Raw genomic sequence first — 25,840 nt, 5'->3', positions numbered from 1 at the left:
GCCCACACCCCGGCCGCGCGAGACCGGGGGAGCGCTTCGCCGACCCCTATCACGCAACTTGATCGCGAAACCATCAAAATCGCTGACCGCACTCAGCCGCGTCGCCGATGAATTGCACGCTCGTGATGCGTCCCCCTTCGGACGCGATCAGGGTCGCCTTTCCGGGCTCGCGCGGCAGCATAGCGGTCTCCTCGGCTTCGCGCCCCAGCAGCATGGGATAGGGCCGCTTGCGCATCTTGGGCAGGGCGATCATCGAGGTCACCATGCCGGGCATGGCGCTGATGTCCGAGACGTATTGGATGCCGGCCGCGGAGAGCGACTCGGCGGTTTGGTCCGCGAGGGCGGTTTCGACGAGTGCGGAGACGTTGCGCTCTGCGCTGAAGATCAGCACACGGGTGTTCGCGTCGACTGTTTGGGTTGTATCGTGTTGGTCCTTGAGGGTCAGGACGGGCATGGGTGCGCCCATCTCGAACGAGGCAGCGGACACGAAGGCGGGAAACAGGATCGGGATCAGGAGCAAGGGCATCGGCATCTGGTGAGACCTCGGTGAGAACACGATTACGAAGACCGGCGTTGATCGGAGCTCGTGCGATCTGCGGCGGTGGCGGTTGGAGGGCGAGACGACGGTCAAAAAATCAGCGACCTATCATCAGCGTCGTTCGCCGAGCTGACGGCCGAGGAGTCGAATTCAACTCCACGATCCTAGGCGGCGGTCAATGCGTGTCGGGCGGGTCATGATGTGGGCCCGCCCGGGGACATGGAGACGTGATCGGCGCGCAACCAGGGTTGGCCTTCCGCACCGGGCGCTATTTCGCATCCATCCGGATCACGCGCGGATCCCCGCCCTGCCCCGGCTCGGCCAGCATGCGACGGGATCGCTCCAGATAGAAGCGCGAAGGACCGTCGTCCGGGTACGCCTCCAGGATCTCTTGGAATCGGTCGGCCGCCTCGGACAACCGTGCCTCCTGATACAGGGCCAGCGCCGACTCGAAGACCTCGCACAGCTGGATCTGCGCCTGGGTGGCGGTCTCTCGTTTGGCCAAGACCTCGTAGACCGGGATCGCATCGGTCTTGCCGACGAATTGGAAGGCGCCGAGCGAGCGCATCACCAGGTTCTCGAATCCCGCCACCACCTCGCCGGTGGCCAGGATCTGGGTCCCGACGTGCTTGTTGAGCCCCTCCACGCGCGAGGCGGTATTGGCCGAGTCGCCGACGATGCTGTAGACGAAGCGTCCGCCCCCGCCGGCGTGGCCCACATAGACGTAGCCCGCCTCAAGACCGATGCGCAGACGCGCACCGGGCATGTCGTGGCGCTTTCTGAAGTCCTTGATCGCCTCGCCGGCATCCAAGGCGGCCAGCAGGGCCTTGCGTCGCGGGTCGGGCGACGGCTTGTCGGCGACCCAGGCGCACATGATGGCGTCCGCACGAAACTCGGTGACATGGACACCGTGCTTTTTCAACGGCGCGGCAAGGGTTTCGAAGTAGTCGTTCAGAAATTTTGCAAGCTCTGCCGGCGGCAAGTTCTCGGCGATGGTGGAAAAGCCCGCCATATCGGTCGCGAGACAGGTGCCGTAAACGACCTGGTTGAGCTTCCCGGGCTCCAGCCGGTCCTGGACAAGATCCCGCACGAGCTCGTCGGGCAGGTAATAGTTGATGGCCGCGCTGATGCGCTGACCGCGACGGCGCTCCATCAGGTACTGACCGAGCAGGCCGACGAAGAGACCGATCGGCGCCATGACCAGGAGGGGCGTCGCGACCGGCAGGATCAAGGCACGCTCGACGAACATCCAGTACGCCGCCCCGCCGTAGCTGAGGATCCAGACCAGGGCCACGGGTACGCCGATGTAGACGGGCAGCGCATAGGCGAGCGCGCCCAGGACGAGACCGAATACCAACAGGAGCGCCGCGGCACCGAGGTGGTCGAGCTGGGTCAGTGACCGGTTGGTCAGCAGGTTGGCGAAGGTTGTTGCGGCGATCTCGACCCCGCTCAGGTCGACGCCGTCCTCACGGGTGAAGACGGTGTGAAAGCGGTCCGGCTGTCCCGGATCGAATAGGTCGGAGTAGCCGACAAAGACCACCTTGCCGGCGAGGTCCAGCGCCTCGGGCGTCACGTTCGGATCCTCGATCCCCATGACCGCGTGATAGGGGACGGTCGTGATGGTGCCCGGAGGACCGTAGAAATTGATGAAGCGCTGGGCGTCGCCTGCATAGAGGGCCGCGAGCGCCGCAACCGGATCCGCATCTGCCGTCGCAACGGCCCCCGGCATCTCGGGTGCCGTTTCAAAGATGGTCCTTAACCCGCGCATCAGCAGCCGCAGTTGCGCTGGGTTCGCGAAGGCGTCGTCCGGAATGGGCAGTACGTTCAACGCATCCGGATCGACGGCTCGGATCCGGTCGAGGAGTGCCGGAAGCGCGTCCCTCTCGTGGATCTGCAAAACCACGGCGGGCAGCGTCGGCGAGGCGTCGGCGCTCTCTTTGAACACCCAGAAGTGATGGACCGAAGCGCCCTCCTTGGGCAACGGAAAGCTCGCAACGGCTGCGGCGGACTCGGCAAGCGCCGAGAATGGCGGGACGGCGTCCTCCTCCCAGACCATCCCGACGTGGCGCCCGGTCTGATCGGAGATGGGTCGCCGCTTGCCGGTGAGCAGCTCCACCAGAACGACATTGCCCGCCCGGTCCAGGGCGTCGATGAAGGCTTGATCGGACTGCGGGTCTTTGGCGATCCCGAAATGCACGTCGAAGGCGACGACCGACGCGCCAAGGCGCACCAAGGCGTCGACCAGCTCGCCATGGACGGATCTGGGCCACTCGCGCGGCAGACTCGGCAGTCCGAGCTGCTCGCCGGAACGGCCGTCGATGGCGACGACGACCACGTCGTCGGGTGGCGCGAGCGTGCCGCGGGCGTTGAACAAGAGACTCAGTCCGACGGACTGCTCCAACGCGACACCGGGTGGCAACGCCTCCAAGACCAGGCCCGCCGATCCGACCGCCAGACCCACAAGAAGACCGATCAACCATCGCCGCATGAAATGATTCCAGTCCGCTCAGAGATGAAGCGCGACGATCGGAACATCGATCATCGCACTGGAGTCCCGCCTGACGCCCGGCGCACCGAAACCGGCCGATCTCGGCCCTCTCCAACGCGGCATCGGTCGGGCCTCCGGTCAGCCATCGGTTGTCTGCATGCCCCGCGCATGTGCTTGGCGGCAACCCGCGGTGCAGTCGTCGGAGGATGACGCCAAGAGTCGTGCGGTATCCTCCGGCCGGCCCTGATCGGTCAAGAACCGAGCCAGCGTCTCGCCGGCACGCAGCTCCAGCGCCCTCGCCTGCTGCTCGCGCGCGAGCGTCAAGGCTCGGCACAACCCGGCCTCCACCTCGTCGATCGGCGCGTCGCCTTTCTGCCATCTCAGCTCGGCCTGAAGCCGGTGGAGTTCGGCCTCGTACCAGCGCTCCCCCGTGCGCTCGACCGCCGCCAACGCCTCGGCCACCGTGTCGAGCGCGTCCGGCAAATATCCCGATTTAGCGTAAGCCTCGGCCAGCCGCGCGAGATAATAGGGCCTGATCAAGACCGCACCGGTCGCGCCCCACTCCTCAAGGCCCAGGCGAATCGAGACGATCCCGGCCGCCGGCTCCCCCTGTTCCGCCAACGCCCATCCCCGAAGGATGCGCGCGCCGGCCAGCCATACGGCGATCTCCTCTCGCTTGCAGTGCTCGATCAAGCCCTGGGCCTCCGACTGGACGCGGACCGGATCCCCGACCCCGTGAGCGAGGAGCATGCGGGTCCAGAGGATCTGCGCGACCCCGAAGGGCTGAGCCAGCTCCCGGGCGAGCCGCAGACCCGTCTCGATCCGGATCGATGCCTGCTCGGGGGACCCGAGAAGCCAGTACAGCAAGGCGGCATACATCTCGCGCACCACGGCCGGATCTTCTCCGTATTCGGCGACCAAATGCTGACGCGTCTGAACGTTGAGTGCGAGTCGCTCGGCATCGACCTGGACCCTTGCCCGAGCGAGCTCGCCCGTGAAGAGGTCGGTCTGGCCGACTGCGTTGCGCGCCGGAAGGAGGCACTCCGACGTCTGTGCCCCTTCGATTACCTCCGCCAATTCACGAGCCAAACTCCGGGCTTGCTGAAGATCGGCACGGGTCACGAAGTAGTTCCAAAGGCCGCAGAGCACCGGCAGCAGGGTCGGCGTCTTCGGAAACTGTCGGCACAAGGCATGCGCTCGCCCGTAGGCGTAGGCGACGGCCGGGGCACCGAACCCGTCGGTTGCGATCGCCGCGACCCCGAGCGCGATCTGCAGCTTCAGCTCCTCGCGTCCGCGCTCGGTATCCTGCGGCCAACGGGCGAGCAGTGCGAGGCCCCGACGAAGATGGACCTGAGCCGCCGCCGCGGCGAACCGCGTCAATGCGGTCTCCCCGGCCAGGCGATGATAGCGGGCCGCCCGACGATCGTCGTGTCCCCGCTCGAAGTGCTCGGCCAGCTCGACCGCAATGGACGCTCCCTCGGTCCCGTATCCGGCCTCCAACCGCGCGCCGATCGCTCGGTGCAGGCGAACGCGCCGGCTGCTGGCGACGCGCCAGTAGAGCACCTCCTGGTAGAGCGCGTGGCGAAACGCGTAGGTCTCCGTGAGGGTCCCGTCGGGCCACTCGACCGGACCCCGCACCGCAACGAGCTGCTCGCGTCGCGCAAGTCCCTCGCACACCGCATCGACCGCAGCCTCCGACAGGTCGAGCGCTGCCGCGACCGCCGCGACCGCAAATACCGGCCCTGCGACACTGGCGGCCTCCAGCACCCGCTGCTCGGACGTATCCAGACGCTCGATTTGCACCTCGATGAACTGCTGGAGGTCGGTCGGTAGAGTCGCCGCCGCCCGGTCGAGCCCGTCGCCAGTGCCCGCACCCGCCAGCTCCGGATGCTCGAGCAGATACTCGGTCAGCTTGACCATGAAGAGCGGTTGACCGGCCGTGCGACGATGCACCAAGGTCGCAGCGGATCCGGCAGTCTCGGGCGGCAATCGACTCGCGACATAGGTCCGTACCGCCGCTTCGTCCAGTCCGCGCAGAGCGATCTCCCGGCTTTGACCGTGCCATTGCAGCTCGTCCTTGAGTGTCTTGAGCGGATGCTCCTTCCTGGTCAGCTCGATCGGCCGACAGGTACCGATCACCAGGATGCGCGCCGCCTCCGGCCGACGCGCCAGCACCGCAAGGGCCTCGACGGTGGCCTGGTCGCACCATTGCAAATCCTCGAGGAAGAGCACCAGCGGCCGGGTGGCGGCGATTGCCTCGAGTGCGTCGGCCAGCTCTCGCTGGTAGTGGTGTGTATTCACCGGGGCCTGACGGTGTTGCATGGCCTCGCGCTCGGGCGGCGTCAGCACGCCCGACAACTGGGCGAGCCAGCCCGGCGCTTGCTGGCGAAGATGAGCGATGACCGTCTCGCCCCGCGGTCCCCGACACAGGCGATTCAATGCCTCGAGCATTGCCAGATAGGGCTCGCCGGCCCCGCTGTGCTCGACACACTGACCACGTCCGAGCCAGATCTCGGCCGAGGGGATCGAAGGGGAGATCGACGGGTCGTTCAACCACCGGATCCAGGCATCCACCAAGGTACTCTTGCCGATACCCGCCTCGCCGGTCACGAATAGGATGCGGCGCCGGCCGCGGCACACCTCGTCGTAGCAGTCCCGGAGCCGAGCAAGCTCTGCCTCGCGGCCCAGGAGGCTCGGAGCGGCGATTGCGGGGATCGTCGCCGCGCCGGGAATGGCCGAGGCCACCGGTGCAATGAAACGATAGCCGCGCCGGTGCAAGGTCTGGATATAGACCGGCGCCTTGGCGTCGTCCCCCAAGATACGGCGCAGCTCACCGATGGAAACCGCCAAGGTGCCCACGCCGACGACCGTCTTGCGCCAAACCTCGGCCAAGAGGCGATCGTGCTCCACGACTTCACCGGGATGCTTGGCCAAATACCAAAGCACTTCGAGCGTCTTGGCACGCAGCGGTATCTCCGCCTCGCCCCGCCACAAGGGTCCACGGGGTCCGGCCAGACGATAGGGCCCGAAGCAGACTGCGGGCGTCGGTGTCATCGAGTTGCTGTGCTCCAGAGACGGCCGCCAGGCCATTCCGTGTACACAAAGGCCCCGCCGATGGCTTCGAAGGGGCCTGATTCAGCACCCGCGCACATGTCAGCGAGCGGCGCGCCTTGAAGGCAGCGTCGAACCGGCGGTTCATCGAGGGATGCCGGACGTTTCATATCAAGAATCGCTCGGAAATTAAACCGAAATTTAAGAAATCTTTAAGGACTCCTAGGGCGAGCGGCAGGTAGCCTAAGTCCAACGAGCAGGCTAGGACATACGGGCAAAATATGCGCGACCACCGACCGTCCCCGCACCCCGTTGCCGCAATGGCCGCGTCTCGATCCGCAACCCCGGCATGACGCTTCTCGATGAGGTCCGCATGAACATCAAGGTTTCGCTCGGGATCTTGGCTCTTTGCTCGGCGTCACTCGGGAACAACGCTCGCGCCGACGCGGCTTGTGACTCGGAGGCCGGCCGGCTGGTTTCGGTACAGGGCGCCGTCGAGGTGCAATCCGCCGCAGGCGGCGATTGGCGCGAGGCATCGCTTGAAGGCCGGCTCTGCCAAGGCGATACCATCCGGGTCGGGATGCGCAGTCGAGCCGCGATCGCACTCATCAACGACGCCGTTCTGCGGATCGACGAAAACACCACCATGCGGCTCTTGGACGTCACCGGCGCGGACTCGGAACAGTCCTGGCTCGACCTTGTCGAGGGCGCAATCATGTCCTTCAGCCGCAAGCCGAAGCTGCTCAAGGTCAGCACGCCCTACCTCAACGGGTCGATCGAAGGGACCGAATTCCTGGCCCGGAGCCACGACGATACAGCGCAGATCACCGTCTTCGAGGGGACAGTCGTCACCTCCAATGCAGAGGGCTCGCTGTCCGTGTCGGGCGGCGAGACGGCCATCGCCGCGAAAGGCGGGGCACCGCAACCGCGACTCCTCGTGCGGCCGCGTGATGCGGTTCAGTGGTCGCTCTACTATCCGCCGATTGTGGCGCTCGGGGGAAGCCGGGACGCCGCCGACAACCCCTCGCTGCACGAAGCGGCGAACCTGCTTTCGGTGGGGCGGGTCGAGGAGGCGCGGATCATCGTCGAGCGAGCGATCGCGGACGGCTCGGACGCCGGTCTCGCGTTTGCTCTGAGGGCGGTCATCAAGGTCACTCAGAACGACCGGGCGTCGGCGCTCTCCGACGCCGAGCAGGCCGTGAGCTTGACCGATGCAGCCGCCGCGAAGATCGCCCTGTCCTACGCCCTTCAGGCGAACCTTCAACTCGAGGCCGCACGGGATGCCTTACTCCGGGCGGTCGAGCAGCACCCGAACGATGCCATGGCGTGGGCGCGCTTGGGCGAGCTCCAACTGATGCTCGGCGAGCGGCGTGCGGCGAGAGAGGCCGCTCAACGCGCCGTCGCGCTGCAGCCTGAACTGAGCCGCACCCAGATCGTCTTGGGGTTCGCGGCGCTCACCGAGATCCGTATCGCCGAGGCCCGGGCCGCCTTCGAGCAGGCCATCGTCCTGGACTCCGCCGACCCGCTGCCCCGCTTGGGTCTAGGTTTGGCCGAGATCCGCCGGGGCGCCCTTGCCGAGGGGGGGCGCGAAATCGAGACCGCAGTGGCCCTCGACTCGAACGATAGCCTGCTGCGATCCTATCTGGGCAAGACCTATTTCGAGGAGAAGCGCCCACCCTTGGATGCCCAGCAATTCGCCATCGCCAAGGAGCTCGACCCACTCGACCCGACACCCTATCTCTACGACGCCATTCGTCTGCAGACGGAAAACCAGCCAGTGCGGGCATTGGAGCAGATCGAGCGCTCGATCGAGCTCAACGACAACCGGGCGATCTATCGAGGACGCCTGCTCCTCGACCAGGATAGAGCGGCGAGGGGCACGAGTCAGGCCCGCATCTACAACGACTTGGGATTCACCCAACTGGGCATCAACCAAGCGGCGATGTCCCTGGCCATCGATCCGTCGAACGCGTCTGCCCATCGGTTTCTTTCCGATATCTACAGAGCAAGCCCGAGGGCCGAGGTCTCGCGGGTCAGCGATCTGCTCCAGTCGCAGCTCCTCCAAGACATCAATATCAACCCGATTCAGCCCAGCGTCGCGGCGACGAACCTGAACATCGTCGCCCGCGGCGGCCCGGCGGCTGCCGGCTTCAACGAGTTCACGCCGCTTTTCGAGCGCAACCAGATCCAACCGAACTTCAGCATGCTTGCCGGCAGCAATCAAACAGCCTCATTCGAAGGCGTTCTGTCCGGTATTTATGACCGCGTGTCATTCAGCGCAGGCGGATTTCAATACGATACCGACGGCTTTCGGGAAAACGGAGATCTCTCGCACCAGGTCGCGACCGTCTACGGTCAAGCCGCGGTTTCCGAAACGGTCAATCTCCAAGCCGAATACGGAACACGCCATTCCGAGTGGGGCGACATCGCGATGAAGTTCGATCCGGCGGATGTCGATCCAACCTACCGACGCAGCCTGGATGCGGATATCTGGCGACTCGGGGCTCGTCTGACGCCCACTCCGAGCTCGAACATCCTCTTGTCCGTGATCGGCGCGGAGCGGACGATCGAGGGCATGGAAAAGGACGAGCTGTTCTTTATTCCCGAGCTGGGGAGCTTCGATCTGCGCACCGACGTGGAATCGGAAGATGTCACCGACCAGTACGACATCCAATATCTCTTTCAGAGTGATGCCTTCAACCTGACCCTCGGCGGTACCTATGCGGATCTAAACCGTCGGGATACGCTGGCGCTCGTCGTTGAAACGCCTTTCGGAGAAGATCCGCCGATCGAGCTCGAGACTGAATTCACCGTCCGCGACGAGCGCGCATACGCCTACGGTAATTTTCACCTTCTCGAAAGCTTGATTTGGACCCTCGGACTCAGCTATCAAGGCTATACGGAAGGCGAGGTGTTTGATTTCGACGAGACCAGCCCGAAACTCGGCGTTCAGTGGCAGGCAACCGAAGCGCTCGTGCTGAGGGGAGCCTATTTTCAGGGCGTGAAACCGGTGCTCTCGAGCAATCGAACGCTTGAGCCTACTCAAATCGCCGGTTTCAACCAGTATTTCGACGATGCCAACGGGACCAAGTTCGACCGCTACGGGATCGGAGCCGATTTGAAGGTGACTCGGAGCCTCTTCTTCGGGGCAGAAATGACCCGACGCGACCTGGAATCGCCGGTGATCAGCGAGGTGATCGGCGAAGGGATCTTCGAGGACAGGGAGGAATGGCTGAATCGTGTGTACGCGTACTGGACCCCTTCCGACCGATGGGCGCTCAGCGCCGAGGTCTCGTACGACAAGTTCGAGAATCAAATCGAGTCGGTCTTGGCATTCGGCGTTCCGGAGACCGTCACGACGCTGAGCATTCCGTTGATTGCGCGCTACTTCCATCCGAACGGCTTTTTCGCCAGTGTCGGTGTGACGTACGTCGATCAAGAAGTGACCGGCGAGGAGGTCTATGCGTACCAGACAGGCAACAGCGACTTCGCCGTCGTGGATTTAGGCGTCGGGTACCGCCTCCCGAAGCGTTGGGGCATCTTGAGCCTGTCTGTTCAGAATGTACTCGACGAGCAATTCGACTATCTGGACAACAGCTATCGCAGCTTCCAGGACGAGCCGACGATCGGCCCCTACACCCCGGACAGGGCCATCACGGCGCAGTTGACATTGAATTTCTAATCGGAGAATAAGCATGACGACGCAGCAGCAGGCAGCCCTTCTGGGGGTCTTCGCTCTCTTGGGGGCATCCGGAACGACTTGGGGCCAGGTCTGTATCGACAGCCTGGAAGGAACAGGTGCGACAACGGTTCTCAACGCCAGCGGTCAAGGCAACTTTTCTTGCTCGAATATGTCCCCGGGGCCGGACGGAGCGCCGATGCAGAACGTCAGCGGTTCGGTCTCATTGATCGTCAAGAACAACTCAGGTACGCCCGTGGCAACCGGCACGCAGGTCGACATCCAGGTTTCGAGCGGATTGCCCGGACGCGAAATCGACGCTGTCTACATTCGCACCCAAGGCAACGGTGCTCGGTGCCTCTATAGCTTCTCGGACTATTCGGAATCCGCGACGGGCCTGCGCAGCGGCGGCGGTCAATTCGGCGCAGCGGACGTCATCGTGTGTGCGGACGGCGAGGGCATACCTCCGCCCGTCGAGCCGGAGGTGGTCGAGCCGATCTCCACGGCTGCCGATGCCTGTGAAGGCGAAGTCTTCGCAACCGGAGCGGCGGTAGAGGGTCTGGCGGTTGTCTCCGGCGTGAGCTTGGACGGCAAGACCGTTGCGGTGTGCAGCGCGCCTGGATCGGAACAGTTTCAGTGCGTCAACCGATGCGAGAATTTCACACCCAGAGGTGATACGGAAGCCTGCGCTCTGGCGAGCGCGGGCTTAGGGAACGGACAGAAGGATCTGGAGGCATGTCGACCCTGCGACCTTTCGATTCCGGAGTCGCCCCCCGCGACAGATCAGGATGGCAACCCGTTGTTTTACTGCTGGGAATACGCAAGCAGTGTGGTGAGAAACCCTCCGTTGGGCTCGGTGACTTACCCGAACGCACCAGGCACCGTCAACATCCCCGGGACCGAGATACCCGGACCCCCGATACCTCGGACGCCGGGGACCATGCTGCCGCACCCGAGCATCGGCGGCACCTCCTTCGAGGTCCAGTCCTACAACCCCTGCACCACGACAACGACCTGGCTGAACGGCCGGCAGTACACCTACACCACCTGTCGGTAAACTCGAGGTCTTCATCGAGCGATCCTGAATCGCGAACGGGGCTCCGTCGGAGCCCCGTACCATTGGAACAGACGCGCCGAGAGGCCCACCCGGACACCCGGATGACCCCGTCGCGGGGCGCAAACTTTCACGTTAAGCGGACACGGCCTATGCAGATCCACTCCGAACTGTTGGACGACAACATCCTCAAAGTCACCCTGGAAGGACGTCTCGACGTCGAGGGGACGCAAGCCATCGATCTCAAGCTCACGACCCTGACGGCGACGAGCCGCAAGGCAGTTCTCGTCGATCTGAGCCAAGTCGACTTCCTGGCCTCGATCGGGATCAGGACACTCTTGACCTGCGCCAAGACGACGTCGAAACGGGGCGGCAAGATGCTTCTAGTCAACCCGCAGCCCATGGTTCGCGCGGTTCTGGATCGCTCGGGCGTCTCCTCCCTGATCCCGGTCTATGCCGATGCAGAGACAGCACTCGGCACCCTCGACGCCGCTTGAGGTGACCGACCCCGAGGTGAGCAAGGAGGCGCAGGTCGAGGCGCTCGTGATCGGAAATCGTCTCGCCGAGATGAGTCGCGTCGAGACTTGGTTGCGCGAGATCACGATCGCTTGGGCTCTGCCGGATCAGGTCGCCTTTGCGGTCGACCTGGTGATCAACGAGGCGGTGACCAACGTCATCAATCATGCCTTTCGCGACTCGGAGCGGCATGAGATCCGGATTGCTGTCCGCAACCGGGATGACGCCGTCGAGATCGAGGTCACGGACGACGGGGTTGCCTTCGACCCCATCACCCGCCTCGAGGTCGCGCCCGCCGACGACCTCGAACACGCCGATATCGGCGGGCGCGGCATCCAGCTGATCAGGCGCTTCAGCACCGATCAGACGTACGAGCGCGTTGCGGGACGAAACCGCCTGCGAGTGCGTATTGCAAGACCCCCGGTGCGCGATGATCTGGATCTGATCGGCCGCCATGCCCTCTTCGCAGGTATGGAATCGACCATCTTGGAGCCACTCTTGGCGGGCTGCGAGATGCGCAGCGTTCGGGCCGGCGAGATCATCCTGGAACCCGGTCAGATCAACCGGCATCTCCACCTCGTCCTGGAAGGCCGGCTGGAGGTTCATCTCGATCGTCTCGGCTCGGACGAAGGCTTCGTGATCGAGGCCGGCGAGTGCACCGGGGAGATTTCGGTCGTCGATTGCAGACCGGCCAGCGCCTTCGTGATCGCAAGCATGCCGAGCCGCCTCCTGCTCCTGCCCGAAGCCATCCTCTGGGATGAGCTGCTGCGGATTCCTAGAATCGCAAGGAACTTCATGCGTCTCTTTGCCGACCGCATGCGTGCACGCACGCAGGTGATGCAGCAAGCGTTGGAGCAGCGGCTGAGATACGAGCATCTGCAGCGCGAGTGGGAAGTCGCACGTGAGATCCAACTCGGCATGCTGCCGCGTCGCTTGGACCTCGGACCCGAAATCGAGATCGATGCCGGGATGACGGCGGCACAGGAGGTCGGCGGGGACTTCTACGACGTCTTTCCGGTCGGCCCGGACGAGTACTGCATCGCCATCGGGGACATCTCCGGCAAAGGAATGCCGGCGGCACTCTTCATGGTGCGCACCTTGACCATGCTGCGAAGCGAGCTGTTGCTCGGTCAACCGATCGACGAGTCCCTAAGGCGCATCAACCGCAGGCTCTGCGCCGAGAACCCGACTTCGATGTTCGCCACCTTGGTGATCGCCCTGATCGACAAGCGGACCGGAGTCCTGCGTTACGTCAATGCCGGCCATGACCCGATCCTCCTGGGAGATCGGGGCATCGATTACCGGGCCCTGCCGCCGCCGCGCGGGATCTTGGTCGGTGCCTCGGAGGAGGCGACCTACGAGGTCGCGTGCGTGGGGCTTCGACCGGGCGACGTCCTGGTGCTCTACACCGACGGTGTCACCGAGGCGATGAGCGCAGACCGCCGCCTGTTCACGCTCGACCGACTGCTGGAATGCCTGTCGGAGCAACCCGCTCGCTCGGCGAGCGCGCTTGCGGACCGGATCAAGGCCGCAGTAAAAGGCTTTGAGGCGGGTGCTCGTCAGTCGGATGACTTGACCCTGGTGATCCTCAGATACCGCGGACAACAACCGCTTGTGTAACGACACCCGAAGCCGGCGACCGAGATCGAATCCGAGCAGGTCCAGGCGGCGTGTTCTCCTTCGGTTTTCGATGTCCCGGGTTGTCGGTGCAGTTGTCGGAAGTCGATCTGTCGTCGTCGCCGCAAAGTTCCCTCGGATCCGAGCGGATGCCGTTCAGGCTTCGATCCCGGATGTTCGCAGCAAAGGAACCTTGCGACCGTCGGAACCCGCTGCCTCCCATACGTCGATCAGGTCCAGGAACCTGCGAAGGTTCTCACGGGCAAGGTGCTCGTATCGCGCATAAAAAAAATCGGTGACGAAGACCCGGGGACGGCGCAGCATCGACTCCAAAAACACGCGCTTGATGCGGCAGTAGTCTTGGTCCGAACCTCTGAACTCGGCGCGCAGATATCCGGTGTCGCGCAGATAGCATTCCCAAGGACAACCGAGACTGGCGAGGTCGATGTCGCACAGGATCATTTGGTCGGGGTCGACCGGTTCCCGCCGATGCGTGGTGACCAGGATCAGATCTACGACCTCCGCGATAAAGGATTCCGCCATGCTGCCACCGGCCAGATTGCGAAAGAGCTCGGCACTGCGGGCCTCGTTGTCGGAACGTTCGGGCTCGTTGATGATGTCGTGGAACCAAATCGCCATTTCCACGTGATCGGGCCGGACGATCCGCTCGACCGCCAGGTCGAATTCGGACAAGCAGTGTGCGAGGTGGCGCTTGTCGTGATAATGCCGATGCGATTCGGCGTAGCGACCATCAAGGCTGCTCCAGGCAATGTCCGGATCGCATGATGATCTCGGGATTGCGCAACGACGCCAGAGCTGTGTGAAGCGATTGCGAAGATACTCGTCTGTCCAAGTACCCTCGTCGGATACTTGCCGGACGCCGTCGGCCGCAGCGGTCGTCGTTGTTTGGCTCAAAAGCCCTGCCCTCGACATATCCACATCCATTATTCTGCAGGTTGAATGGCGTGAAGTCGCGTTGTTTGCAGCAAAGGCCATACCTTGATGCACGGAGGATCAAGTGTTCCCGCCTTCATCGAGGTTACACAGGCCACAGAGCCGACGGCGAGGTCGTGATGAAGGCAGAGGAGCCACAGCCCGAACGGGTTTCCCGATGCCAAGTCGTTCCTCGGCGGTGCATCCTCGAACTCGGATGCACCAAACCGACACATCATTGACTGCAAGACCGGACCATCCAAGCCACCTGTCGATATGCTGGAACGACGGAATACATATGAACGGGTATGCACAGGTCACTCGCCATTCCATTCAAGTCCGGACATCATTCCCTATTCCGGAAATTCAAGGCGCGCCGACTCGGACAGCTCGCTCTCCCGTCACGACCCCCTGACGTGCGCACGGCTTTTGCTTAAGCTCTATGGCTTGACTCGGGTCGGGCGATCGATCTCGGCTCGACGAGGATCGAACGTGATCGCCCCTCCGAGCCCAAAGCACACGCCGGTGTCTCCATGAAACGGACCTCGATCGGACACACGGTTTCCGAACATCTCTCAGGAGTCTCAATGGATAAGCGGGCCTTCCAGTTCTCTCCGGTCCAGCGTTACCTCGACCGTATCCATGAAGAGTTGCTCGACCTGAACGACGGCGCCGTCGCCGATTACATCCCGGAGCTGACCCGTGCCGATCCGTCCTGGCTAGGGATCGCAATGGTCACGGTCGACGGGCATGTCTACCAGGTCGGCGACTCGCGTCAGAGCTTTACCATTCAATCGATTTCAAAGGCGATCACCTATGGTCTGGCGCTGGAAGATCGCGGGCTCGACCAAGTACTGGGCAAGGTCGGCGTCGAGCCCTCGGGCGAGGCGTTCAACTCCATCAGCCTGGAGCCCGGTACCGGGCGTCCCATGAACCCGATGATCAACGCGGGCGCCATCGCGACGACGGGATTGATCGAGAGCAAACCCGATGCCCCGCCGATGCAGCGGATCCTCGAAGCCTTCGGGCGCTACACCGGTCGGCCGATGCAGATCGACGAAACGGTGTATCGGTCCGAAAGCGACACCGGCCACCGCAATCGGGCGATCGCGCACCTCTTGCTCGGCTACGGGATCCTCGATCGCACGCCCGAGGAGGTTGTCGATCTGTATTTTCGGCAGTGCTCCATCCTGGTGACCGCGCGGGATCTGGCGATGATCGGCGCCTGTCTGGCCAACAACGGGGTGAACCCGGTCACCGGGGTCGTCGCGCTGCAGTCGCGGTATGTCGAGAAGGTGCTGAGCGTCATGAGCACCTGCGGCATGTACGACTTTTCGGGCGCTTGGATCTTCAACGTGGGCATGCCGGCGAAGAGCGGCGTGGGCGGTGGGATCACGGCGGTGCTGCCCGGACAGTTCGGTCTCGGGGTCTTCTCGCCGCGCCTCGACGCCAAGGGCAACAGTGTGCGCGGCATTGAGGCGTGCAAGCGGCTGTCCAAGGATTTCAGTCTGCACCTCTTCCATGTCGCGCGCTCGACCTCCGCCACCGTCATGCGTCAGGTCTACAACTGCGCCAAGCGCACCTCGCGCCGCCGTCGCAGCGCGGCGGAGCTTGCCGTACTCGCGGAGCAAGGGCATCGCATCCGTGTCTACGAGCTGCAGGGAGAGCTGTTGTTCGGCAGTGCCGAATCGGTCGGCGTGGAGATCCTCTCCGAGCTCGCGCGGGTCGATTACCTGGTCATCGATCTCAAACGGGTGATCGGGATGGACCAGGCATCGATTCTGGTCCTAAGCGAGCTTTGCATGCGGATTGCCGACCAGGGCAAGAGGCTCTTCTTCACCGACAGCAAGAACCTCTATCGCTTCCGCAAGCACCTCCAGGGCAATGCCTATCGCGGGCAGGAGCCGGGGCCGCTGCATTTCGAGGACACCGATCACGCCGTGGAGTGGTGCGAGAATCAACTGATCGCCCAGACGGATTCCACGGGTGCCGACACCTCGGTCGCGGACCTGAACCACCAGTATCTGTGCGCCGCGATGACCCACGAGGAGCTTGAATCGCTCCGGCATGCCGGCCGCGAGCGGGAGTTCAAGACCGGCGAGCGGATCTTCGACGCAGGGGATCGCGCCGAGTCCATGTTCTTCATCCTGAGCGGCGAGGTCGAGGTCTGGATCGATACCGGCGCGGGCCAACCGTTGAGCCACCACCTGAGACTCTCCAGCCTCGGCCCGGGAATGGTCTTCGGCGAGGTTGCCTTGGTGAACGAGAAGCGCCGAACCGCCAATGTCTCTGCGGCCATGGATACCCGTTGTTTGGAGCTGCGCTTCGACGCCATCCCCGACGCACTTCTGGTCAAGATGCTGATGAGCATGGCGAGCCACTTCGCCAACAAGATCGAGCGCGACACCCAACTCATCCAACAGCTGGCCTGAGGCCGGCCGCGCGCGTCAGAGCCGAGTACCCCAGACCGCAAAGACCGGGTCGGATTCGGCGAGCCGTTCGGCATAGGTGTCGTCGGGCGGTCCGCAGACTGAAGGTTTCGAGCTGTCCGAATCGGCCGGACTCCCGCAGATATTCGAGCACGAGCGCGAGCCGCTCGTACTCATGCAGCTCCTGCCAGATCCGGATCACCTTCGGGGGGAACCAGCGGTTGGAGAAGGTGAGGATAAAACGCCCGCCCGACTTCAGCACCCGGGCGACCTCGCGGAAGACCTCGAAGAGTCGGATCCCGGGCTGCAGGTCTCTCAATAGGTCGTCGCTTGGCGGCAGAAGCCATGCGACAGGCTCGACGCGGAGGATCGCGCGATGGCCGGCCGGACGACCGATGATCTCGGCCTCCGATTCGGGCGGGAAGAAATCGCGACACAGGTCGAGCCGGCTGGCGACCCGACTGTCGGCGTGCGTCGCGTCCTTGCTTTGCCAATGCAGGTCGAAGCGGATGCGAGCCAGCGTTTGGAGGCTCGTGTCTTCAGGCGGATCGTGCGTCGGCGTCTAAGGCATCGTGTCGGCCTTATTGCGGACGAGGTCGAGTTGCGCCGAGCGGCGCACACCACGGCGACGCTCGTTGCGCCGAGCCGTGCGAGGCACAACCGACTGTCGGCGGATGTCGTGCTTCCTATCGTCAGCACGACCTACGGCGTTGATAAGGCTTGCATCGTGTGGCGAGCCGTGGATCAGGGCGTTCGCGCCACCGCCCACACCTGGATCCGTTGAACACCGGCCTTGCGCAACACCCGGCTCAGCTCGGCGACGGTGCTGCCCGTCGTCACGACATCGTCGAGAATGGCAACGTGAGTCCAGGGCAGCAAGCCCGGAACCAGGAACGCGCCGCGAATATTGCGATGGCGTGCGCGCTCGTCGAGGCCGGCCTGCGGCGGGGTCGCAGCGCTGCGGATGCAGGAGGCGTGATCGATCGGCAGGGCCAGATCCCGGCCGACGACACGGGCGATCTCAAGGGCCTGGTTGTAGCCGCGGGTGCGAAGCCGGGACGCATGCAGCGGGACCGGCATCAGCACCTCCGGTCGAGGCGGATCGACCTCTCGGACCCGATCGGCCAGACATTGACCGAGCAAGCGCACCAGATTGAGCCGTCCTCGAAATTTCGCGCCTCCGATGAGCGTCGGAATCGCCACCTCGTAGCGAAAGGCCGCAAGACTGGTTTCGAACGGCGGCGGGTGCCGCTGACAGGCGGCACAGCGCGTCCCCGCGGGCATCGGGCTGTCGAAGGGCACGGCGCATTGGAGACAGCAGTCGCGGTTGTGCGGCAACTCGCTCGCGCAGCCTGGACAGAGGTCGCGCCCTCCTCCGCCCATGAGGCCGGGCGCACCGCAGAGGACGCAGGTCGGCGGGAACAAGACCGACAACAGCCGGGAGATCACGCCGCTCGTCTCGACCGGATCAGCGAACATTGGTTGACAACCGACCCAAGCCCACTAGCATAGGTGGTTTTTCCGCACCCGGAAATCGGCCCATCACGCCCATGTCACCCAAGCCTTCCCCGCTCCATGTCTCCATCCTCCGCCACGATTGGTCGGTCGAGGAGATCCAAGCCATCCTCGACCTCCCCTTCACCGATCTGATGTTTCGCGCCCAGACGGCGCATCGACTCTACTTCGATCCCAACCGCGTCCAGGTCAGCACACTCTTGAGCATCAAGACCGGCGCCTGCCCCGAGGATTGCGGCTATTGCGCCCAGAGCGCGCGTCACGAGACCGGCCTCGAGCGCGAGTCCCTGATGCCGATCGACGAGGTCCTCGACGCCGCGCGGATCGCCCGCGAGCAGGGGGCGACCCGCTTCTGCATGGGCGCGGCCTGGCGCAATCCGACCGACAAGAACCTCGAGCAGGTCATCGCCATGGTCGAGGGCGTCCACGCGCTCGGCTTGGAGACCTGCGTGACCCTGGGGATGCTGACGGGGGCGCAAGCGCGCCGCCTCAAGGAGGCCGGGCTCGACTACTACAACCACAACCTCGACACCTCGCCCGAATTCTACGGCCAGGTGATCACGACACGCACCTTCCAGGACCGACTCGATACGCTCGAGCATATCCGCGACGTGGGTCTGAAGACCTGCAGCGGCGGGATCCTCGGCATGGGCGAGTCGCGGCGCGACCGCGCGTCCATGTTGCGGCAACTCGCCAATCTGCCGGCGCATCCGGAATCCGTGCCGATCAACCTGCTGGTTCGGGTCGAGGGTACACCGCTGCAGGCAAGCGAGACACTTGATCCGTTCGAGTTCGTCCGCGTGGTGGCGGTCGCGCGCATCCTGATGCCGACCTCCTATGTGCGACTCTCCGCCGGACGCAGCGAGATGAGCGACGAGCTGCAGGCGCTCTGCTATCTCGCCGGCGCCAACTCCATCTTCTACGGCGATCGCTTGCTGACCACGCCGAATGCCGAGTCCGACCTGGATCGCGCCTTGTTTGCGCGCTTGGGTCTGGCCTTCGAAGAGATGGACCCCGAACGCACCGAGCCCGGCGCCTGCCACAAGGCCAAACAGGCATTGGATGCGATTGTCGAGCACTGACCGACCTGTACGCCGGTCCTATCGTCTCGGTCAGGCGTAAACGGAGAAACAGATGCACGCAACGATCACGGGAACCCTAGCCTTGGCGGCCGGCCTTGCCCTGACGCTCAACACGGCTTGCGCGGACGAGGTGACGGATCAACTCGACGCTGCCAAGCAGGCATACGAGGCCGGTGAGCTCAGAACGGCCGCGGAGACCTTGAACGGCGCGGTCGAGGCGATTCGCGCACAGATCACGGCCGGGCTTCTGTCGCTGTTTCCGCCGCCTCTGGACGGATGGGTCGCGGACGAGGCGCAGTCCCAATCGGGCGGCCTCGCGTCCATGTTGACCGGGACCCACCTCAGTCGGCGCTACGTCCGGGAAGACAACGCCGAGGTGACCCTCACCCTGATGGCCGACTCGCCGATGATGCCGATGTTGACCATGGCCATCTCGATGCCTTTCATGATGCAGGCCAACGAGGATCTGAAGAGCTTCTCGCTCAAGGGCGAGCGCGGCATGATGGAGCACACGCCCGGCAGCCAGACTTACAAGGTCACCCTCATGGTCGGGAGCCGACTCCTGGTGCAGGGCGAGGGTTCCGGTCTGACGGAAGCCGCCCCGCTGGAGCAGTATCTGAATGCGCTGGACCTGGAGGCCATCCAAAACGCCTTGGCGGACTGAACCGCGTCCGGAGCGACATGCAGCGTTGCGATGTGACTCTGCGGCCGCCTCGACAAATGGTCTCGGCAGGACGCGGTTCAGGAGATTTTCAATCGTCGAGAATTAAATCTCTGAAACCGCGTCCGCGCCAAGGCCCGCAGACACCCTCCAAGATCAGCCCCGAACGATGATCGCGCAAAGTGCAGAGTGACGCGGTTTCACGCCCGCTCGACGGGGAAGGCCAAAACCTGATCGATGTGCGTGGCGCCGACGGCGATCATCAACAAACGGTCGAGCCCGAGCGCGACCCCGCTCGACGCCGGCATCCCGGCTTCAAGCGCCGCTAGCAGACGGGTATCCGGCGGGATTTCGGCCAAGCCGAGACGGCGACGCTCGGCGCAATCGTGGGCAAAGCGCGCACCCTGCTCCGCGGCATCGGTCAGCTCGTGAAAGCCGTTCGCCAGCTCGACGCCGTCGATGTACAGCTCGAAACGCTCGGCCACCGGCTGATCATCGGGCGGCGCGCTGCCGGGTCGAATCCGCGCCAAGGCGGCCTGGCTCGGCGGATAGTCGCAGAGAAAACCCATGCCGGAACGCCCGAGACGCGGCTCGAGGCACTGGGTCAGCAGGAGATCGAGCCAGCCATCCCGCTCGAGATCCAGCCGATCGGCATCGGGTATCTCGGCCGTGACCGCGGCCTCGCGCAAGGTCTGCAGTGGCGCGGTGAAGGGATCCAGGTCCAAGACCTCGCGAAACAGGTCGCGGTAGCGGATGCGCTCCATCGGCAGCGTCGGGCGTTGCAGTGCGGCGCGCACCAGATCGGCGACCTCGTCGATCAGCTGTCCGTAGTCCATGCCCGGTCGGTACCACTCCAGCAAGCTGAACTCGGGGTGATGCCGTCGCCCGCGCTCCTCGCCGCGAAAGACCTTGCAGATCTGATAGATAGGACCGCTTCCCGAGGCGAGGAGACGCTTCATCGGAAACTCGGGCGAGGTCTGCAGGAAGAGCCTCCGATCGGCGTCGGACCCACCGCCCGATAGGCCGCCGGAGAGCGAGAGACTCGCGAGTGCCGGGTCCGTCGCACCGGCGTGCGAGAGGATCGGCGTCTCGACCTCCATGACGCCGGCGGCGGCAAAAAAGGCGCGGATCCGGGCCAGCATCTCGGCGCGGGCGCGTAGGACGGGGGTCGCGGCGCAGGCCGACCAGTCATCGCAAGCAGGCATCGGAATGAACACGTCGACGGCAGTGCGAGCGGACGGCGCCGGTCGGGCCGGCATCGCTCGACCGCACGTCGTCGTCAGGCCTCTTTGGCGCGCGAGACATACTCGCCGGTGCGGGTGTCGACCTTCACCAGCTCGCCGGACTGAACGAACAAGGGCACACGAACCACCGCACCCGTCTCCAGGGTCGCCGGCTTGCCGCCGCCTCCCGAGGTGTCGCCCTTGAGCCCCGGATCGGTCTCGGTGATCGCCAGGACGACGAAATTGGGTGCGTCCACGCTCAGCGGAACGCCGTTCCAGAGTGTCACCCGGCAGATGTCTTCCTCTTTGATCCACTTGGCGGCGTCGCCCACGGCGTTGGCGTCGGCAGTCATCTGCTCGAAGCTGGCCGGATCCATGAAATGCCACTCTTCGCCGTCGTTGTAGAGATACTGCATGTCGGTATCATGCACATCGGCCGCCTCGACCGTATCGCCCGACTTGAAGGTCTTCTCGACGGTTCGCCCGGTCTTGAGGTTGCGCACCCGCACCCGGTTGAATGCCTGGCCCTTGCCCGGCTTTACGAATTCGTTCTCGACGATGTTGTAAGGATCGCCGTCCAACATGATCTTGAGTCCACCCTTGAACTCGCTGGTACTGTAAAAGGCCATATCGTCCTCGTTGACTGTGGAGCTAAACCGCGCAATGGTACCGCGAAGCATCGCCGCTTGTCAGACCACGACGCCGGAGCCGTTCCGGAGGTCCGAGCGTGAGACGGCTTGGAAACACGACCTCGCCGAGGCCTACCGACAGGCCGACGACCTGCTCGCCGCACTCGGCCTGAGTCCGGAGGCGATCCCGGATCTCGACTCGGCTGCACCCGGATTCCGGATGCTGGTGCCGCGCGCCTTTGCGGCCTTGATGACGCCGGGCGACCCGCGCGACCCCTTGCTCAGACAGGTCCTGCCGCTCGGGGCGGAGCGCTTGTCCGTCGCCGGATTCAGCCGCGATCCGGTCGGGGACGCGTCCGCAGATGTCGGTTCAGGGCTGCTTCGAAAGTATGCAGGCCGTGCCCTCCTGATCGTGACCGGCGGGTGTGCCGTGCACTGCCGCTATTGTTTTAGAAGACATTTTCCATATGCGGCGCTCGGTGAGACGCCGGATCGCACGGCCGTTGCGATGGCCTCCATTGCCGAGGACCCGGAGATCTCAGAGGTCATCCTCAGCGGCGGGGATCCCTTGATGTTGGACGACGATCGTCTCGGCGCACTGCTCGAGCGCCTGCACGAGATCCCGCACCTGAAACGCCTGCGGATCCATACGCGCCTACCCGTGGTCCTGCCGTCCCGGGTCACCGACGCACTCTGTCGACTCTTGGCCGGCTCGCATCTCGCCACAATCCTGGTCGTCCATGCCAATCATCCGAGCGAGCTCGGTGCACAGGCCGAGGATGCACTGCAGCGATTAGGTCGTGCACATCTGACCCTACTCAACCAAAGCGTCTTGCTGAGCGGGGTCAACGACGCGGTCCCGACACTCGTTGCTCTGAGCGAGCGCCTCTTCGAGTGCGGTGTTCTCCCCTACTACCTCCACCAGCTCGATTTGGTGGAGGGTGCGGCACATTTCGCTGTCTCCGACGCTCAGGCTCTGCGACTGGGCGAGGCGTTGCGGCAACGCCTTCCCGGTTATCTGGTCCCGCGACTGGTCCGCGAGGTTCCGGGTGTCGGATCCAAGATCCCCTTGATCGATTCGGCCCGCATCGGATCGCCGCTCTTGTGAGCGCGTTCGTTTCCCTAACGGGCCGCGAAGTCCGATAATCGACCGGATGGCACTGTCCCGAAACCTCGTGGATCCCGCACCAAACCCTATCATGTCCGCGCAACCCCCACTGCTGGCCTTGCTTCAGCTCACCACCGACACCGTCGCGGCGGAGCGCTTGGTGGAGCGTCTGCGTGCAGACGGCCTCGCCGCCCGTGCGCTCGTGACCGCGCGATCGGATCGCTTGAATGATCTGCTCGCTCGGCGCGCCTTCGACATGATCCTCTGGTGGCGCCACGACGACGACCTGGACTTGGCGGAGGCGATTCGACGTCGCGGCGAGCGCGCTGCCGAGATCCCGCTCATCATGATTGCCGCCGACGCGCCCGGTCCCGATGCCGTGCGCGAGGCACAGCAGCTCGGGGCACGCGCCCTGCTCGCCCGCACCGACGACGAGCAGCTTGTCTGGACCATCCAGCGCGAGGTGACCGATCTGCGTCAACGTCGCCGCGCCCGTGAACTGGCGGCTCGGCTCAAGCAGTGCGAACGACGCTCCCGCGAGCTGGTCGAGCAAGCCGGTACGGCGATCGCCTTCGTACAGCAGGGTCTTCACCTCGACGCCAACAGCGCCTACCTTGCGCTGCTCGGCTACCCGAACTTGGACGAGCTCCAGGCGATTCCCGTTCTCGATGTGATCGATCCGGACCAGCGCGACGGAGTCCGCGATCTGCTTCAGAGTGCCGAGCGGTCGGCGCAAACCGAGCCGGCCGCGATCACGACATACCTGCGATCGAGCCGAGGCAAAAGGTTCGAGGTCCGCTTATCGGCTGCACCGACCGTTCTCGACGACGAGCCCTGCCTGCGTTTGATCCTTGATCCCCTGCGGGCGCCGGGGGCGGCGAGCGACGGCATGCCGTCCGGTATTGCCGCCGCCCGCACGATCTTTTTCGAGGAAATCGAAACGCGGCTCGGTCCGGATCGATCGGTTCCGCTGCCCTTTGCGGTCTTCTTCATCCGCTTGAGACGACATTCGGAGCTTCTGCGCGATCTGGGTCTGACCCATGGGCTGGACATCGTCGACGGCTTCGGCCCGGTCTTGGCCTCGGTCGCCGACCGGGCTCATGCGCTCACGCGAATCAGCGACGACGGTTTCGCCATGATCGTCGACGGTCTGGACGAAAAGGAGGCCGAGGCACTCGGCGAGCACATCCGCGAGCACGCCCGCCTGCCGCAGCGCCTCACAACCACGGGACGCATCGCGCCGGACTGCGATATCGGATACTACCTGGTGAAGGGGCGTGCAGCCGCCGCGCAAGACATCCTCAACGCAGCCCACAGGTTGTGCGTCTACAGCGCCGCATCGCCCACGGACTGCGCCGCCGGGATGCAGACCCCCACCTCGCTGGCGGCTCGGACCAAACAAACCGCCGTGGACGGCGACTCGGAGGTCGCCGACAAGATCGCCACGGCACTCGGCAACGAGCAGTTCAAGCTCGTCTACCAACCCATCATCAGCCTTATGGGCGACAACCAGGAGAACTACAGCGTCCTGGTGCGCCTGCTCGACGAGGCGGGCGAGTTGTTGGAGGCCAAGGATTTTATCGGGGCGGCGATCCGACGCGGGCTTATCGAGGAAATCGACAAATGGGCGATCCACGACGCGGTCCGCGTGCTCGCCGAGCAGCGCAAGGCCGGTCACAACCTGCGGTTCTTCATCAATCTGGCCGAAGACACCTTCCGCAACCCCAGCATCATCCTGCATATCTGCGACTGCCTGCGTGAGCTCGACGTGCGCGGCAACTGGCTCGCCTTTCAGTTTCAGGAAGAGTTGGTCGCGGAGAACCTGGCAAGTCTCGGCAAGTTGGTCGATGCGCTGAAGCAGATCAAATGCCGGGTCGCAATCAATCGCTTCGGCGCCACCAATCGCTCCGAGATGATCCTGCAGGCGCTCCCGGTGGATTTCGTCGTTCTGATGCCGGACTTCGCGCGGGCACTGGCAGAGGATCCAGCCAAACAACAGCGGCTCATGAGCATCGCGAACCTTGCGCGCGAGTTCAACGTGAAGAGCGTGGTGACGGGGGTGGAGGACGCGCGCGCCCTGACCGTTCTCTGGACCGCGGGGGTCGATTATGTTCAGGGCAATTTCCTGCAGCGTCCGTCGCCGACGCTCGATATTCAGCCCTAAACTGCGCCCGTTACGATATGCGATGTTTGCAGGATTGGATCGGCCTTCGAGCGATCGCCAACGCTGGAGTCGACGCAGTTTAGGAGATTGAAAAATATGAAAGTCTAAACCGCGTCACCGCCGAGATGCCAGGGGTGCACGAACCGCTGGACTCACTCAAAACGGAACATAGCGCTCTGGACGCGGTTTAGCCGGGGTTGTCTGCGGGCTCTGCGGTTCGGTTCGGCGGGTCGGTCTCGATATTGGCGACACCGTGCGGAACATGGCCGGTCGCCACATGACGCCTCGCCGCGTCACAATGGACGCGCTGATCGTCGAAGAAGATGTCCGCGTCGAAGGCCGCGAGAAAACGCCCCTTCTCGAGCCCGCCGAGAAAAAGTGCCTCGTCGATGCGGATATCCCAAGCACGCAAGGTGCGGATCACCCGCTCGTGCGAAGGCGCACCGCGCGAGGTCACAAGCGCGGTGCGCAGCGGCGATGCCTCGGGCGGAAAAAGGGCCTGGAGTTGATGGATCGCCACCAGCAAGCCCTTGAAAGGACCGCCCGGTAGCGGCTCATGCGCGGCGGCCAGCTCGGTCGCGTTGAAGACCTCGAGCCCTTCACGACGGAAGAGTTTTTCGGCGTCGTCGGAGAACAGCACCGCATCGCCGTCGAACGCGATTCGAACCTGCTCATCTTCCTCCGGGCCCGACGGAAAGGCCGCCGGCAAAACGGTGGCCGCAGCACACCCTGCATTCAAGGCCGAGCGCACGTCCCTCGGATCTGCGGACAAGAACAGATGCGCACCGAAGGCGGACACGTAGCGGTAGGGACTCGCCCCGCCCGTAAAGGCGGCGCGGGCGATATCCAGACCGTGGTGATGTGCCGAGGTCAGGACGCGCAGCCCGGTATCCGAGCTGTTGCGCGAAATCAGGATGACCTCGACGCGCCCCCGATCACCCAGGGCTGCATTGAGGCTCATGAGCTTTTTGGCGAGCGCGAAGGCGACACCGGGCTCGAGGATGTCGCTCTCGTGCGCGACTTGATAGTCACGATAGGCATCGACACCCTGCGTCTCGAACACCTGGTGAGACTCGCTGAGGTCGAAGAGCGCGCGCGAGGAGATCGCGACGATCAGTCGGACTGATTCGGGGAGACCCGGGTGCACGATCAA

18 protein-coding genes are annotated in these 25,840 nt (G+C 64.2%); 9 read left to right on the top strand and 9 right to left on the bottom strand.

Annotation, left to right across the window (positions count from 1 at the left end):
- Positions 1-73 precede the first annotated feature (73 nt).
- The 3 genes from BLV04_RS18845 to BLV04_RS18835 all read right to left on the bottom strand — a co-directional run bounded on the left by BLV04_RS18845 (position 74) and on the right by BLV04_RS18835 (position 6,080).
- Positions 74-532, bottom strand: coding sequence for a hypothetical protein (locus BLV04_RS18845; RefSeq protein WP_093035927.1), 459 nt, complete (start codon positions 530-532; stop codon positions 74-76).
- Between the two features lie 274 nt (positions 533-806).
- Positions 807-3,026, bottom strand: coding sequence for a CHASE2 domain-containing protein (locus BLV04_RS18840; RefSeq protein WP_093035924.1), 2,220 nt, complete (start codon positions 3,024-3,026; stop codon positions 807-809).
- Positions 3,027-3,164: 138 nt separating this feature from the next.
- On the bottom strand, positions 3,165-6,080 hold the full coding sequence (locus BLV04_RS18835) for an AAA family ATPase (RefSeq protein ID WP_175534700.1): 2,916 nt from the start codon (positions 6,078-6,080) through the stop codon (positions 3,165-3,167).
- Positions 6,081-6,426: 346 nt separating this feature from the next.
- Between BLV04_RS18835 and BLV04_RS18830 the strand changes: the two genes are divergently transcribed.
- The 4 genes from BLV04_RS18830 to BLV04_RS18820 all read left to right on the top strand — a co-directional run bounded on the left by BLV04_RS18830 (position 6,427) and on the right by BLV04_RS18820 (position 12,946).
- Positions 6,427-9,759 carry a TonB-dependent receptor domain-containing protein gene (locus tag BLV04_RS18830; protein WP_093035918.1) on the top strand — a complete coding sequence of 1,111 codons (3,333 nt, stop codon included), beginning with the start codon at positions 6,427-6,429 and terminating at the stop codon, positions 9,757-9,759.
- A gap of 13 nt (positions 9,760-9,772) precedes the next feature.
- Entirely contained in the window at positions 9,773-10,813 is a 1,041-nt protein-coding gene (locus tag BLV04_RS25050; RefSeq protein WP_175534699.1) for a hypothetical protein, read from the top strand.
- Between the two features lie 149 nt (positions 10,814-10,962).
- The gene (locus tag BLV04_RS25045; protein ID WP_175534698.1) at positions 10,963-11,307 is read left to right on the top strand and encodes an STAS domain-containing protein; all 345 of its coding nucleotides are present in this window, start codon (positions 10,963-10,965) and stop codon (positions 11,305-11,307) included.
- Positions 11,270-12,946 (top strand): SpoIIE family protein phosphatase, encoded by a 1,677-nt coding sequence (locus BLV04_RS18820; RefSeq protein ID WP_175534697.1) that lies wholly within the window; start codon positions 11,270-11,272, stop codon positions 12,944-12,946. Before BLV04_RS25045 ends, BLV04_RS18820 begins: the two co-directional genes overlap by 38 nt.
- Before the next feature lie 153 nt (positions 12,947-13,099).
- On the opposite strand, the gene BLV04_RS18815 is transcribed toward BLV04_RS18820, so the two are convergent.
- Positions 13,100-13,939, bottom strand: a complete 840-nt coding sequence (locus BLV04_RS18815) for an HD domain-containing protein (RefSeq protein ID WP_139191964.1) — start codon at positions 13,937-13,939, stop codon at positions 13,100-13,102.
- Between the two features lie 524 nt (positions 13,940-14,463).
- On the opposite strand from BLV04_RS18815, the gene glsA reads away from it, so the two are divergent.
- On the top strand, positions 14,464-16,308 hold the full coding sequence (glsA, locus tag BLV04_RS18810; protein ID WP_093035905.1) for a glutaminase A: 1,845 nt from the start codon (positions 14,464-14,466) through the stop codon (positions 16,306-16,308).
- Here the strand turns inward: glsA and BLV04_RS18805 are convergent.
- Entirely contained in the window at positions 16,289-16,624 is a 336-nt protein-coding gene (locus tag BLV04_RS18805) for a class I SAM-dependent methyltransferase (RefSeq protein WP_093035902.1), read from the bottom strand. The genes glsA and BLV04_RS18805 overlap by 20 nt on opposite strands.
- A gap of 425 nt (positions 16,625-17,049) precedes the next feature.
- The gene (locus BLV04_RS18795; RefSeq protein WP_093035897.1) at positions 17,050-17,784 is read right to left on the bottom strand and encodes a ComF family protein; all 735 of its coding nucleotides are present in this window, start codon (positions 17,782-17,784) and stop codon (positions 17,050-17,052) included.
- 71 nt (positions 17,785-17,855) lie between these two features.
- Here BLV04_RS18795 and bioB point away from each other — a divergent pair, with 71 nt between their 5' ends.
- On the top strand, positions 17,856-18,902 hold the full coding sequence (bioB, locus tag BLV04_RS18790) for a biotin synthase BioB (RefSeq protein WP_093035895.1): 1,047 nt from the start codon (positions 17,856-17,858) through the stop codon (positions 18,900-18,902).
- A 52-nt stretch (positions 18,903-18,954) separates the two neighbouring features.
- Positions 18,955-19,566 carry a hypothetical protein gene (locus BLV04_RS18785; RefSeq protein WP_093035892.1) on the top strand — a complete coding sequence of 204 codons (612 nt, stop codon included), beginning with the start codon at positions 18,955-18,957 and terminating at the stop codon, positions 19,564-19,566.
- Positions 19,567-19,763: 197 nt separating this feature from the next.
- On the opposite strand, the gene epmA is transcribed toward BLV04_RS18785, so the two are convergent.
- Both epmA and efp read right to left on the bottom strand, forming a co-directional pair.
- Positions 19,764-20,768: an EF-P lysine aminoacylase EpmA gene (gene epmA, locus BLV04_RS18780; protein WP_093035949.1), complete on the bottom strand. Its 1,005-nt coding sequence runs from the start codon at positions 20,766-20,768 to the stop codon at positions 19,764-19,766.
- Between the two features lie 74 nt (positions 20,769-20,842).
- Positions 20,843-21,415 carry an elongation factor P gene (efp, locus tag BLV04_RS18775; protein ID WP_093035889.1) on the bottom strand — a complete coding sequence of 191 codons (573 nt, stop codon included), beginning with the start codon at positions 21,413-21,415 and terminating at the stop codon, positions 20,843-20,845.
- A 34-nt stretch (positions 21,416-21,449) separates the two neighbouring features.
- Between efp and epmB the strand changes: the two genes are divergently transcribed.
- Entirely contained in the window at positions 21,450-22,523 is a 1,074-nt protein-coding gene (epmB, locus tag BLV04_RS18770; protein WP_093035886.1) for an EF-P beta-lysylation protein EpmB, read from the top strand.
- Between the two features lie 91 nt (positions 22,524-22,614).
- Positions 22,615-24,687: an EAL domain-containing protein gene (locus tag BLV04_RS18765; protein WP_093035946.1), complete on the top strand. Its 2,073-nt coding sequence runs from the start codon at positions 22,615-22,617 to the stop codon at positions 24,685-24,687.
- 187 nt (positions 24,688-24,874) lie between these two features.
- Here the strand turns inward: BLV04_RS18765 and BLV04_RS18760 are convergent, their stop codons facing one another.
- The gene (locus BLV04_RS18760) at positions 24,875-25,834 is read right to left on the bottom strand and encodes a 5'-nucleotidase (RefSeq protein ID WP_093035943.1); all 960 of its coding nucleotides are present in this window, start codon (positions 25,832-25,834) and stop codon (positions 24,875-24,877) included.
- Positions 25,835-25,840: the final 6 nt, after the last annotated feature.

Origin of the sequence: Thiocapsa roseopersicina (genome assembly GCF_900106925.1) — a bacterium.
Lineage (GTDB): Bacteria > Pseudomonadota > Gammaproteobacteria > Chromatiales > Chromatiaceae > Thiocapsa > Thiocapsa roseopersicina.
Note: the sequence above shows the minus strand (reverse complement) of the source record. Positions and strands in the feature narration are given on the sequence as shown.

Excerpts from the sequence above, each read along its gene's own strand:
- BLV04_RS18835 (WP_175534700.1), bottom strand. The coding sequence starts at position 6,080 with ATGACACCGACGCCCGCAGTCTGCTTCGGGCCCTATCGTCTGGCCGGA.
- BLV04_RS18795 (WP_093035897.1), bottom strand. The coding sequence starts at position 17,784 with ATGTTCGCTGATCCGGTCGAGACGAGCGGCGTGATCTCCCGGCTGTTG.
- BLV04_RS18840 (WP_093035924.1), bottom strand. The coding sequence starts at position 3,026 with ATGCGGCGATGGTTGATCGGTCTTCTTGTGGGTCTGGCGGTCGGATCG.
- BLV04_RS18785 (WP_093035892.1), top strand. The coding sequence starts at position 18,955 with ATGCACGCAACGATCACGGGAACCCTAGCCTTGGCGGCCGGCCTTGCC.
- BLV04_RS18820 (WP_175534697.1), top strand. The coding sequence starts at position 11,270 with ATGCAGAGACAGCACTCGGCACCCTCGACGCCGCTTGAGGTGACCGAC.
- epmA (WP_093035949.1), bottom strand. The coding sequence starts at position 20,768 with ATGCCTGCTTGCGATGACTGGTCGGCCTGCGCCGCGACCCCCGTCCTA.
- glsA (WP_093035905.1), top strand. The coding sequence starts at position 14,464 with ATGGATAAGCGGGCCTTCCAGTTCTCTCCGGTCCAGCGTTACCTCGAC.
- BLV04_RS18815 (WP_139191964.1), bottom strand. The coding sequence starts at position 13,939 with ATGGCCTTTGCTGCAAACAACGCGACTTCACGCCATTCAACCTGCAGA.
- bioB (WP_093035895.1), top strand. The coding sequence starts at position 17,856 with ATGTCACCCAAGCCTTCCCCGCTCCATGTCTCCATCCTCCGCCACGAT.
- BLV04_RS25045 (WP_175534698.1), top strand. The coding sequence starts at position 10,963 with ATGCAGATCCACTCCGAACTGTTGGACGACAACATCCTCAAAGTCACC.
- BLV04_RS18845 (WP_093035927.1), bottom strand. The coding sequence starts at position 532 with ATGCCGATGCCCTTGCTCCTGATCCCGATCCTGTTTCCCGCCTTCGTG.
- efp (WP_093035889.1), bottom strand. The coding sequence starts at position 21,415 with ATGGCCTTTTACAGTACCAGCGAGTTCAAGGGTGGACTCAAGATCATG.
- BLV04_RS18765 (WP_093035946.1), top strand. The coding sequence starts at position 22,615 with ATGTCCGCGCAACCCCCACTGCTGGCCTTGCTTCAGCTCACCACCGAC.
- BLV04_RS25050 (WP_175534699.1), top strand. The coding sequence starts at position 9,773 with ATGACGACGCAGCAGCAGGCAGCCCTTCTGGGGGTCTTCGCTCTCTTG.
- BLV04_RS18830 (WP_093035918.1), top strand. The coding sequence starts at position 6,427 with ATGACGCTTCTCGATGAGGTCCGCATGAACATCAAGGTTTCGCTCGGG.
- epmB (WP_093035886.1), top strand. The coding sequence starts at position 21,450 with ATGGTACCGCGAAGCATCGCCGCTTGTCAGACCACGACGCCGGAGCCG.